This is a genomic window from Bacillus xiamenensis, from assembly GCF_001857925.1.
Classification (GTDB): Bacteria; Bacillota; Bacilli; order Bacillales; family Bacillaceae; genus Bacillus; species Bacillus xiamenensis.
Genome location: NZ_CP017786.1, coordinates 1,232,134 through 1,246,213, shown reverse-complemented (window position 1 = coordinate 1,246,213; position 14,080 = coordinate 1,232,134). Strand labels below are relative to the sequence as shown.

2 protein-coding genes are annotated in these 14,080 nt (G+C 45.9%); both read left to right on the top strand.

Annotated features, from left to right (window positions below):
• Positions 1-33: 33 nt before the first annotated feature.
• On the top strand, positions 34-3,867 hold the full coding sequence (locus tag BK049_RS06290) for a non-ribosomal peptide synthetase (protein WP_008357659.1): 3,834 nt from the start codon (positions 34-36) through the stop codon (positions 3,865-3,867).
• Positions 3,868-3,929: 62 nt separating this feature from the next.
• A complete protein-coding gene (locus tag BK049_RS06285; protein WP_071168106.1) occupies positions 3,930-14,066 on the top strand; it encodes a non-ribosomal peptide synthetase in 10,137 nt (3,378 codons plus the stop codon).
• The last annotated feature ends 14 nt before the right edge of the window (positions 14,067-14,080 follow it).

Below are 14,080 nucleotides of genomic sequence, written 5' to 3'. Positions count from 1 at the left end.
AGTCATGAAAAAGGGAAAGGAGGAATGGAATAGATGAGTCAATTTAAAAGGGATCAAGTTCAAGATATGTACTACCTGTCGCCGATGCAAGAAGGAATGCTGTTTCATACCCTCCACCATCAAGAAAAGGGCTTTTATGTAGAACAAATGGATATGAACGTGAAGGGCACACTTCGCCATGACTTGCTTGAGAAAAGCATGAATATCATCGTGGAACGGTACGATATTTTTCGTACCGTGTTCCTCCACGAAAAAGTGAAGCGTCCTGTCCAAGTTGTCTTGAAAAAACGACCTTTCCAGCTTGATGTGGTGGACATACAGAACCTTTCTGAAAGTGAACAGCTTGAGCGTATTGAGCGCTTTAAAGAACAGGATCAGCTAAGAGGATTTGATCTCTCGAAGGATCTGCTCATGCGGGCATCCGTTTTTCAAACGGGCCCTTCAAGCTATCGCTGGATATGGAGCTATCACCATATCCTTCTAGATGGCTGGTGTTTTGGCCTTGTCGTGCAGGAGTTATTTGCGATTTATCATGGGCTTTTGCATGGTACGCCTTACAAGCTGCAGCCAGTCAAGCCATATAAAGAATATATTCAATGGCTGGAAAAACAAGATAAACAAGCATCACTTGAATATTGGACGCAATCGTTAGCCGGGTTTGATGGACAAACAACCTTTAAAGAACAGCGAAAGCAAACAAATGAGCATGAATTAGGCGAAATCGAATGGTCCATGAGTAGAGAAGAAACGGCTGCTTTATCAGAGTTAGCCTTGCAGCAAAATGCCACGTTAAGCAGTGCGCTTCAATCGGTTTGGTCCATTTTATTGAGCAGGTATCAGCGGTCAAATGATGTTTTGTTTGGAACGATTGTGTCAGGACGTCCGGCAGATTTGGCTGGTGTGGATCGGATGGTGGGATTGTTTATCAATGTCATTCCAAGAAGAATTCAGCTGACAGACCAAATGACGTTCCGTTCTCTATTATCAGAGACGCAGCAGCAGTCTTTAGCAGCTGAACCGCACCAATATATCCCAATATATGATATCCAGGCCAAGACAGGTCAGCGGCAGCTCATTGATCATATTGTGGTGTTTGAAAATGTCCCCGCTGCTAAAAAAGACGAGCAAGAGTCGCTGTTAGGCTTTACCGTAGAAGAAATGAAGGTATATGAAAAATCGAACTATGATCTCAATTTGCTTGCATCGCCCGGGGAACAATTGCAGTTGAAGCTGGCCTTTAACCAACGTGCATTTAATCCTGCATTTGTTCATCGATTAAAGGAGCAGCTGATTCTGTTGATCAAAGAGGCCATCGAGCATCCCGATCAATCAGTTCACACACTCACACTTGTGACGAAACGGGAAAAGCAGCGGATTCTTGAGGACTGGAATGCACCTGAGCTTGAACATGATCAGCTCTATTTGTCTAAGTGGTTTGAGCATAATGTCCGCAAACAGCCGAATGCGGTGGCATTATCAGCAGAGAATCACACAATGACCTATGCGGAGCTGAACGAACAGGCGAACCGTCTGGCAAGGCATTTGCAAAAACACGGAACCAAACATCAAACGGTTATCGCCATTTTAGCAGAGCGCACGCCTGAACTCATTGTGAGCTTGCTTGCCGTTTTAAAAGCAGGCGCAACCTATGTGCCAATTGATCCTGATTATCCAGAAAGCCGCATCCAATATATGCTGAGAGACAGCGGAGCGACGCATCTTCTCACTCATTCATCCTTTATCAGTCAAACGAAGGCGCTCGCGTTTAATGGTACGTATCTTTTTGTAGATGATCAGGAAATTTCACTGATGAGCTCAGAGAATCTGCCGCTTGAAGCTGGATTAGATGACACAGCATACATCATGTATACCTCTGGCACAACCGGACAGCCAAAAGGTATCATGACGACCCATTCAAATATTGCCCGAGTGGTCAAAAATACGAACTACTTAACCATTTCAGAAACAGATACATTGCTGTCGTTATCAAATAGCGTATTTGATGGCTTTACATTTGATGTATATGGCGCGCTTTTGAATGGAGCAAAGCTAGTCCTGCCGAAAAAAGACACCATTTTAGACATGCACGAGCTGACCAGGCTGATTAGGGGAGAAAATATCTCTGTCATGTTTGTTCCAACGGCTTTATTCCACCTTCTTGTTGATGAAGGAACAGACTGGATGCGCGGTGTGCGTAAGGTGCTGTTTGGAGGAGAGCGGGCATCAGTCCGGCATGTGAGAAAAGCCTTTGATGTGATGGGGAAAGGCAGATTAATCAATGTTTACGGTCCAACCGAATCGACCATCTTTGCGACCTATTATCCTATAGATGAAGCCATTCCGGCAGAGGCACGTTCAATTCCAATTGGAAAGCCGCTCAATCAGACGGGTGCTTATATATTAAGCAAGCAAGGACAGCTTCAGCCGATTGGCATGGTTGGCGAGCTTTGTCTGAGCGGCAAAGGGCTGGCGAAAGGATATGTGAATCGGCCTGATCTGACGAAACAAGCCTTTATCGCTCATCCATTCGCTGCGGGCGAGCGGCTGTATCGCACGGGAGATTTAGCTTATTTTCGAGAAGACGGTCTCATTGAGTATGCAGGCAGAGTTGATGATCAGGTGAAAATTCGCGGACACCGAATTGAACTGACAGAAATTGAAGCCCATCTCCTCCTGCATCCAGGTGTCAAACAGGCTGCACTTATTGCGGATCAGGATGAAACCAATCATACAAGGCTGTTTGCTTATATCACATGTGATGATGAATGGAAGGGCAAGCTCGATGAGATCGAATCAGGGCTGAAAGAGCGTTTACCGGCTTATATGCTGCCTCATAAGCTGACGGTGCTAGAGAACCTCCCGCTCACGCCAAATGGAAAAATTGATAAACGCAAGCTGCCAAAGCCAGAGGCGCCGCAAGGAAACCGCCATGTGAAACTGCCGGTAAATGAAGTAGAACAAAAGCTGCTGGTCATGTGGCGGGAAGTACTGGAACGAGATGATATTAGCACGGACGATCATTTCTTTGAGCTTGGCGGACATTCATTAAAAGCCATGTCTCTTTTGTCTAAAGTGTCAAAAGAGTTCGGGGTTCAGGTGCCTATTCACTTGCTGTTTGAGACACCAACGATAGAAGCGCTCAGTCGTTTCATTCAACAGCAGGACCAAGAAGCTGCTGGCTATCTTGTATTCAATGAATCTCAATCATCTACGGTCTTTGCTCTCCCACCATTACCAGGCTATGGCTTTATTTATCAGGAAGCAGCAAAAACGCTTGATGATGTTCGTTTGATCGCCTTTGATTTTATTGAAACGGATCAACGAATAGCGCAGTACGTTCAGCATATTCAGCAGCTTCAACCAGAAGGGCCGCTGACTTTGATGGGGTACTCTGGCGGATGTTACCTTGCCTTTGAGCTTGTTCAAGCGCTTGAACAAGCAGGGAGGACAGTCGAGAAGGTTATCATGATCGATTCCTATAAGAAAATTGGAGAAAGTAATTTAGAGGGGCGGAGCATTGATGACGATATAGAAGCGATTGTCCATCAGTCGAAACAAAGTGAACTTGCTCAAAGCGAGCTTGTCCAAGAAGCGCTTGCACAAAAGACGCGTGCCTACTATGAAACGTTTGTGAAGGGGGTGAATCAAGGAGCGATACAGGCAGATATTGCATTCATCCAATCTGAAGAACAAATCTCGATTCCGGACTGGATGGAGGGCTGGGAACATGCGACGACCGGTGCTTTTAGCCAGTATCAAGGCTGCGGTCGACATGCTGATATGTTCAAAAACAAAGAATGTGCAGCCCAAAATGCACAGCTGATAAAAAAGATACTGAATCAAAAAAATAGAGAACCAGTCTTGTAAACTTTAGATTAGGCAGGATGCAGTCTTGTACTCCTGCCTAACAAAAAAGGAAAGGAACTCATATGAAACCATCAACCATTAACCAAACGAGTGTACATGAATCAATGGATGCTATTTTACAAGATGTAAAGACAGCCATATTACAAACCAATGAAATCGAACGCTTCGCTGTTTTTTCACGTGAAAAAACCATTCGACCGCGGCCATATCACCTCTCTCATTTATTTCTCGACAAGCATATTGAGCAGGAGGCCGCAGCTGAAACTATACAGACGCAAACGGCTGAGCCTGCTTTGGCAGACATGCCGCCCGCCCTTTCTTATGGAGGAGATTTAGATGTTACAAGAGGTGCACAGACCTTACAGGAAGTCTTAACAGAGGCGGCAAAAACGTCAAATGGGCTTACGTATATTGTGAACAGTGAGAACGAACTCACGCAATCCTATGCGCAGTTACAGGAAGACGCCGAGCGGGTTTTGACTGGTTTAAGGGCACTGGGTCTTGAGGCAGGCGATCCTGTTTTCTTCCAATTTTCATCGAATCATGCTATGGTCACTGCCTTTTGGGCATGTGTATTAGGCGGATTTGTTCCAACACTTGTATCCGCTGCTCCCACCTATCGAGAGATGAATGCGGCAGTGAAGAAGCTTCATCATGCTTGGAAGCTGCTAGAGCATCCGCTCATCCTAACAGATGACTCACTGATCGACGAGGTGCAAGGATTAGCTTTATTGTGGAACACAGATCAATTGCGTGTCGCGGCAGTCGAACCGATGCTTTCTTTAGAACGGGATACAAGGGCTCATCCTGCCGCGCCAGATGATTCCGTCTTCTTTATCTTAACGTCTGGAAGCACAGGGATGCCAAAGTGCGTAGAGCATTCCCATAGAAGTGTGCTTGCGAATGTCAAAGGCACTGTGGCAGCCAATCAATTTACACAAGAGGATGTTTCGTTAGACTGGATGCCTTTAGATCATATTGGCGGTATCGTGATGTTCCACCTTGTCAATGTGTACACAGGGTGCGAGCAGGTACGGGCGAGAACAGATGATTTTATCGCTCAGCCGCTGCGCTGGCTGGACTGGATGGACCGCTACCGTGCAACGAAGACATGGGCACCTAACTTCGCATTTGCAATGATCAATGATTATGAGAAAGAGATTTCTTCAGGATCTTGGGATCTTTCTGCCATGACCTGCATGATCAATGGGGCAGAGGCGGTCGTACCAAAAACCATTCACCGATTTTTACATCTGCTTGCTCCGCATGGTTTAAAGGGAGATGTCATCAGGCCGGCTTTCGGCATGTCCGAAATCTCATCAGCGGTTGTCTTTTCCTTTGCGATTGAGCGGGGAGATGAAAACAGCGGGGTATTGACCTTTGAAGAAACTTCGCTGACAGAGCAGTTGAGGCCGGCGGAGGCACGTGAGACAGGAACCGTCAGCTTTACAGAGCTCGGAAGACCGATTCCAGGCATCACCATCCGCATCGTCAACCATCAGCACGAGCTTCTTCCAGAAGATCATATTGGTTGCGTGCAAATAAAAGGGCCAACCACAATGAAGGGCTATTACCAAAATGACGAAGCGAATGAAGAAGTATTTCAAGCGGATGGCTGGTTTCATACGGGGGATTTAGGTTTCCTTCACGAAGGAAGGCTGACATTAACCGGTAGAGAAAAAGACATGATCATCATCAACGGGAAAAATTATCACAACTATGAAATTGAAGCCATAGCAGAGGAAGTACCAGGCGTAGAAACGAGCTTTGTGGCTGCCTGCTCCGCTCGAATGGAGGCTTCTGCATCCGATGAACTGATTCTCTTTTTTACACCGAAGCTGTATGAGCCGTCTTATATTATGAGGGCAAGCCAGCACATCAAATCCCATATTGCGACAAAAATGGGTTTGTCTACAGCGCGTATCATTCCTGTCCAGAAGCATGCCTTTCCAAAAACAAGCTCTGGAAAAATAGAAAGGGCGCAGCTGAAGACGCGATGGCAGGAAGGCGAATTCGATGAAATCATCAAGGAAATGGACATAAGGCTTGAAAATGAGCATACCTTGCCTGATTGGAGTTATCAAAAGCAGTGGACACCTGCTCCGCTTGATGCAGCAGCTGACAAGCAAACAATAGGCGACATGGTGATCTTTGCAGACACATTAGGGCTGGCAGATCAATTGAAATCTCTTTCAAACAGCGAACAAGCATCTATTACGGTTGAACCGGGTCAAACATTCAAACAACTCACACACACACACTTCATCATCCACCCGAATCGGCCGTCTGACTACGAACAACTCTTTGAGACGCTCCGTTCGTATGGCGTTTCGGTGAAACACATCATTCACCTTTGGAACTATACAAACCAAGAAGACAAGCTTCATGTGGCCAAGGCGAAACAAGCGCAGAAAACGGGCAGCATGAGTGCATTATTTTTAACAAAAGCGATTTCCGTCTATGAGGAACCTGTGGCCATCACCTTTGTCTCAGCTCATGCAATGAATTTGCCGGAAGATCATACACATGATGTAGAAAAGGCAACGACAGCCGGGCTGTTGACAGCGGTTCAGCATGAATGGCCGTTTATTCAAGTGCAATGTCTTGATTTTTCTCTGACAGAATCGGCATCAAGTCATTCTCATGCATCAGCGATTATGGCAGAACTCACACATGACAAAGACAGTCATGTGACTGCTTATCGTGAAGGTGTTCGTTATATTCCCCTTTTAACCCCTCTTCATTTGGAAAAGGAACAGAGGGTGAAGAAGCCGCCATTTGAAGCATCTGGGCTCTATGTGATCACAGGTGGGCTTGGCGGAATTGGGCGTATGCTTAGTGAACATCTGCTCACATCCTATCAAGCACATCTCGTATTGCTTGGTAGAAAAGAGCAAGAGGCTTTATCTGCGGAGCAGCAAGAGACCCTGTCTTTACTGAAGGAACAGGCAAAAGTCTATGGCGGCACGGTTCTTTATGAGAAAACGAACATCACCGATGCAAAAGAGATTGAAGCCGCCATCTCAAGACATGAGGTCACTCGAGATCAAAGGCTGGATGGCATCATCCATTTCGCAGGCATTATTCAAGAAGAGCTGCTTGCTGATATGACGTCTGTGTCGCTAAATAAAATGTACGAAGCGAAGGTATATGGAACGATTGCGCTTCATGAGGCTGCCTCCAAACGGCAGAACGTCTTATTCCTTTCCAGCTCGTCAGCACGTACATTAAAGGGCGGAATGACGGTCGGCGCCTATTGTGCGGCGAATGAGTTCGTTGAACAATTTGCTCATTATCAGAAAATGACGTCTACAGTGAAGCCGTATTGCTTTAGTTTCAGCATGTGGGACGAGGTCGGAATGAGCGAAGGCTCCATGATCAAAGGCATTTTAAAAGAAAGAGGTTATCTTTCGATGTCCAAACAGGCAGGCTTCCAAACGATACTGGCATGTCTGATGACAGATGCTCCGCTCATTTATACGGGATTAGACCGGTCAAAGAAAGAGATTCAAGAGATGGTGGATGCGGAGATGCAAACAGAACAAGCCATTTATGTCTTTTTCAAAACCGATCAAACAAAGGCGGTTGAAGAACGACTGTATCAATTAATTCATACCTGCTTACAGTCCCGGCTGTCTGGTGAATACACGGTGCATCTGTATCCTGAAGAATATTGGAAAGAAACAGAAGATGGCATGCCGGACGAGGCGTATTTTCATGAATTAATAGAAGAAAGCGGACTAGATTCAGAGAACAGAGCACCTCAAACAGAGACAGAGAAACTGCTCGCACATATTTGGGCAGAGCTGCTCGATGTCTCAGATATCAGCTGCGGTGATCATTTCTTTCTACTAGGAGGTCATTCGCTGAAGGCAACGCAAATGCTGTCTGCAGTGAGACAAAGAACCGGTTTTGACGTGCCGCTTGCAGTTCTTTTTGAACATACGAGACTTGGAGAATTAGCGGACTGGATCGATTCACATGCGAAAGCAGATGAAGCAATTCCGATGAGAAAAATGGAAAAGGGTCAGGAGATTCCGATGTCTTATGCCCAGCAAAGACAGTGGTTTCTCTATCAATTAGAGCCCGATCTGCCATTTTACAATAATACGATTTCTTTTCGAATGAACGGACCTTTAGATATAAAGGTGCTTCAGGACAGCCTGCATCAAATGGTGGAAAGACATGAATCGCTCAGAACATCCTTTGCAATGAGCGGGGATGAACCGGTGCAAATCATTCATGACCATATGACCCTTCCAGCGCTTGAAGTGATAGATGTATCAGACCTGGAATCGCAGGAAGAAAAAGAACAAAAAGCGGCTGAATGGGCGAAAAAAGAGGCATCTACCCCTTTTCAACTAGAACGTGAAGCGCTCTTTCGAGTGAAGCTGATTCGGCTTTCACACGCAGATCATTTGCTGCTCATGTCCATCCACCATATCGTGTCAGATGGCTGGTCGATTGGTATTGTCGCAAGAGAATTATCCGAGTGGTACACAGCGGCCATCGAAGGAAGAGAGCCTCACCTGCCGCCGCTGCCGATTCAATATGCAGATTACGCATTATGGCAGAAAGAGTATTTGACAGGAGAGCCGCTCGATAAGCAGCTTTCCTATTGGAAGGAGCAATTTGCTACACCTGTTGAAGAGTTGGTCTTACCGTATGATCATCCGCGGCCGGTCGTTCAATCCTATAAAGGAAAAACGAAAACGTATCAGTTGTCGACGCCGCTGTCTGAACAGATTGTAGCCCTATCCAAGAAAACAGACAGCACACTCTATATGACTTTGCTGTCAGCCTTCTCTACGCTTTTACATCGGTTGTCTTCACAGGATGAGTTTGTCATTGGCTCGGTGATTGCTGGGAGAAATCGAGCGGAAATCGAGCATTTAATAGGTTTTTTTGTGAATACATTGGCACTTCGGATCGACCATAGCGGGAATCCAGCTTTTACAGAACTATTAGAGCGAGTGAAGGAGACGACAGTCGGCGCTTATGCGCATCAGGATGTGCCGTTTGATATGGTGGTCGATGAACTGAATATTGCACGTGATGCCAGTAAGCAGCCGCTGTTTCAGGTCATGTTCGTTCTGCAAAACTTACCGCTGGAAGCTTCTCCAATGGGAGAGGCAACATCGGTTTTAGCCATTGAAGATCATGATACAGCCAAATTTGATCTATCCTTGTTTGTTTTTGAAGGCGTTGAAGGTCTCCAGTTAAAGCTTGAGTATCATGCGGACTTATTCTCTGATGACACGATGGAGCGATTCCTCACATACTACGAGCACCTGCTCGAAAGGATTTGTGAGAATCCAGCGCAGCCGATCAAACAACTGAATTTCCTCCCAGAGAAAGAAAAGCATCAATTGCTCTATGAATGGAGTGGAAAAACAGATCAACCAAAAGGCCCGATTCTCATGACGGAACGATTTGAAGCGCAAGTGAAAAAGACACCTCATGCAGTGGCTCTTGAATTCCAGCGAGAGCAGTGGACGTATCGTGAATTACAAAAGAAAGTCGACCGACTTGCCGCTTATTTGCAGCAGCGAGGCGTCACGCCGCATGAACCAGTCGGACTGCTCATCGACAGATCGCCCGAAATGATTGTTGGGGTGCTTGCCATTGTGAAAGCAGGCGGGGCTTACGTGCCGATTGATCCTGAATATCCAGATACACGCATTGACTATATGCTGAGGGATACAGGCATTAAACTTTTGCTGACAAAAAATGAATGGCTGAAAAAGGTGTCCATCAATCAAACTGAACTCATTTGTCTAGATCAGGGGTATGAAGAATTTTTACCAGAAGCAGAGGTCATGCCTGCTGCACTAAGCCCTGATGGACTTGCTTATATCAATTACACATCGGGGTCGACTGGACAGCCAAAAGGGGTCCTCATTCCGCATCAAGCGGTCATCCGGCTTGTATGTGAAACGGACTATGTCACCCTTGATGAACATACACGAATTTTACAAATCGCCAGCTTCTCTTTTGATGCCTTTACGTATGAAATATGGGGAGCGCTTTTAAACGGGGGTAGGCTCATACTCACAGATCGAAATACGATTTTATCAATGGACGCACTGGCAGATACGCTGAAAGCTTATCAGATTACAACAGGTTTCCTGACTGTGCCGCTGTTCAACCGTTTAACAGAAGAGCATCCAGAAGCCTTATCTGGATTTCATGCATTATTGGTCGGCGGAGATGCATTATCAGCCGCACATATCCGAAAAGCACTGCCGTATTTGCCTGAAGGGCTTTTAAACGGTTATGGACCGACGGAGAATACGACGTTCTCCTGTGTGCATCATATTCGAGCATTGGATGAAGGGCAGGCGACGGTCCCCATTGGACGGCCAATAGCTTATTCACAGGCTTATATATTAGACGACCAGCTGCAACCAGTCCCGCAAGGCGTCATCGGTGAGATCTACGTTGGCGGAACAGGGCTTGCACTCGGTTACCTTGGAGATGAAGAAAAAACAGCGCAATCATTTATCCCGCATCCTTTCCAAGAAGGAGCGCGTTTATATAAAACAGGCGATATGGGCCGCTGGCTGTCAAATGGCCTCATTGACTGCCTTGGAAGAATGGATCATCAAGTGAAAATTCGTGGACACCGCGTCGAATGTGGAGAAATTGAAGCCGCTATGCTGACATTTGATGACATCACAGAATGTGCCGTTATCCCGCATCAGCACGAGAGTGGTCATAAGCGGTTGATCGGTTATTTTGTCCAAAAAGGTGACATGACCCCGCAGGACATTCGCCAAAACCTAAAAGATATACTGCCAGATTATATGGTGCCAAGCCTATTGATGGAGCTTTGCGAACTGCCGCTTACGCCAAACGGGAAGGTAGATCAAAAGCGTCTCCCGCCGCCGGAGTGGAGACAGGAAGAAGTAGAAACAACAACTGACAGAGCAGTCACTGAAGAAGAACGAGTGCTAGAAAAAGTATGGTCTCAACTGCTCGGTGCTCCTTCTATCGGCGTCCATGATAACTACTTTGAGCTTGGCGGAGATTCTATTATTGTCATACAAATGGTGGCGCGCTTAGCACAGGAAGGCTACGTCATCCAGCCGAGAGATGTTTTTGAAAAACAGACCATCTCGCAGCTTGCCAAGGCGATGAAACAGGCAGATGTCTCCGTGTCCTATGATCAGTCACCTGTGACAGGAGAGGTTCGTCTGCTCCCGATCCAATCTTGGTTCTTTGAGCAATCCATGACCAACCAAGATTATTGGAATCTATCGGCACATATTGAATTCAAGCAGTCAGTGACGCTAAAGCAGTTGACACAGGTTCTCTCAAAGCTTTTCGATCATCACGATATGCTGAGAGTGGTGTATACAAAAGAGGCAGATGGAACGTGGATACAAACAATTCGTGAGCCGGGCATCCTCCCGTACATCACATGCTTTGATTTGACGAATGTCTCTCAGGAGGAAGCGGTTGAACAAATTCGTTTAGAGACAGAGGCTTGTCAAGGTACATTGTCCTTAGAGCGTGGAGAAGTGATCAAAGCCATTCTTTTTCACACAAGTCATGACACGTCAGAGCTTTTCATTGCTGCACACCATCTCGTCATGGATGGAATTTCATGGCGCATCATACAAGAAGATATATTAAATGGACTGAAGCAGCTTGCTGCGGGGCAGGACGTGGTCCTTGCAAAGAAAACCGCCTCCTATAAGCAGTGGGCAGATGCGCTATATGAATATGCACAAACAGAGCAATTACAAGAGCAGGCCTCTTTTTGGCAAAAGATCACAGATCAAGAGGAAGTGGGCTCTCCTTTTCAACCGCCTGCGCTTTCTAACATAGAAGAACATGCAGAGATTCTGTCTGTTCAGCTCACAAAGGAACAAACAGATATTTTACTAAGACAGGCATCACAAGCGTACCGGACAGAGATAAATGATTTGCTGTTATCAGGACTTGTACAAGCCGTTGGACAGCCGGTGCTTATTACGTTAGAAGGGCATGGACGCGAGGATTTATTTGAACAGATGGATTTGTCACGGACAGTCGGCTGGTTTACGAGCTCTTATCCTATTTTTATTCCTTTTATTCAAACCGATGTTGAAAGACAAATCAAAGACGTCAAAGAAACCTTGAGAGCTGTGCCGCAAAAGGGAATTGGCTATGGCTTGCTTCAATACATGACAGAGCCTCGTCTGCTGAAAACGGCAGCGCCGCAGATAAGCTTTAATTACCTCGGTCAGTTAGATCAGACAGATGGCGATGCAAAGCTATATATAGCAGACGAGCGAAATGGGCATGTACACGATCCGAAGGCAGAAAGACAGCATTTAATTGATGTGTATGGGTACGTGATACATGGTCAGCTTCAGATGAATTTTATGATCAATCGTGAATTGCTCCAACAAGAAAAGGTGCGCCTGTTACCTGAACGATTCAAAGAGAGAATGGAGGATATTCTGACGCATTGTGTAGAAACGAAAGGCGGTTTTACGCCATCTGATTTTCCTATGGCTCAGCTCACGCAAAAACAAGTAGATGAGCTTCCAGACAATGTGGTAGATGTGTATCCGCTGTCTCCAATGCAGCAAGGGATGCTGTTTCATGCACTGCTGGATCAAGCATCACAAGCTTATTTTGGTCAGGTGCATATGACGCTCGAAGGCTTAACTAACGGCGATGCCTATGAACAAGCTTGGAATCTGCTTGTAGAGCGTCATTCCATTTTGAGAACAAAATTCGCTTGGGAAGGGCTAAAGGAGCCTGTCCAGTTCATTCAATCAGAAGGAAGCATTCACCTCACTCAGTACGATGTGCGCCACCTGAGTGATTTGGAGCAGCAAGAGACAATCGAACAATTTCTAGAATCTGATCGTTCAAAGGATTTCAATTTAGAACATATTGATGAACCACTCATTCGTATTGCTTTATTCCATTGTGATGAGAAAAAAAGCACGTTTGTCTTTAGCTTTCATCACATTTTAATAGATGGCTGGAGCTTGTTCAGCTTTATAGAAGAATCCTTTGCATTGTATCGCTCTCTTGTGGACGAACGAGAGATTCGCCTTCCTGCTGTCCGCCCATATAAAGATTTTATTGAATGGCTGCACAAGCAGGATCAAGAGAAGGCGCAAGAGTTCTGGCAGCGTTATATGTCAGGCGTAGAGGAAGCAACACCGCTGCCTGGAGACGGTGAGCATGCTTCGGATCAAAGAGCAGGCACTACGCAGGTGAGCGTGAAACTAACGCCGCAGATGCAGCAGAAGCTGGAAGAAATGACTGGCACGCAGAAGGTCACGTTGAGCACACTGATTCAGTCAGCGTGGGGGCTGCTCCTGCATCTTCATTCAGGATCAGAGGAAGTCATATTCGGCGTGACAGTATCAGGCCGGCCAGCGGACTTACCAGAAGTGGAAAGCATGACAGGTCTCTTTATTAACACATTGCCGCTCCGTTTGCCGATCACTTCAGACAAGACCATTGCGCAATTGCTGGCCTATACGCAGGAAACTGTTTTTCACATAAGAGAATTCGAGTATACCGTACTGCCAGATATTCAGCAGATGACCAAGATTCCGAATGGAGAAGCTTTGTTTCACAGCATTGTCGTGTTTGAAAACTATCCGATTGAATCTATTGAACCGTATGGTGTACGCATTTTAGACATTGCAAGTCATGAAGAAACGAACTATGACTTAACCCTTGTTGCAGTGCCTGGAGATACGCTTGAGCTTCGGGTCACATATCACTTAAATCAATATACAGAAAAGCAAATACAAACGCTGATGCAGCAGCTGATTCACACACTTGAGGCCATGACAGAACAAGTGAATACACCGCTCTCTTCCTTCACGATTGTGACAAATGAAGAAAAAGAACGGATGATCAGTGACTGGGCGCAAAACGCACAAGTCAGCGTGCTGTATCCAGACCAAGCAGAGGTCTATGCAGGAGTAAATGATCCTGCCTATGAAACAGAAATATTTATCCTGAATGAAGAGCATCAGCTCATGCCGGTAGGATTTCCTGGGGATATTTTTATCGGTGCAAAGGAGATTAAAGCACTTTGTGGGGAGCTTGCCGATTGGATGGAGACGCATAAAATTTCGCATCCATTCAAACATCAAACAGGCGAATTCCTCTATCCGACAGGGGATGTCGGCGTTTGGACTGAAAAAAGCAAGATTCAGATTTTGGATTGGATGTAGGAGGAGAAAAAAGA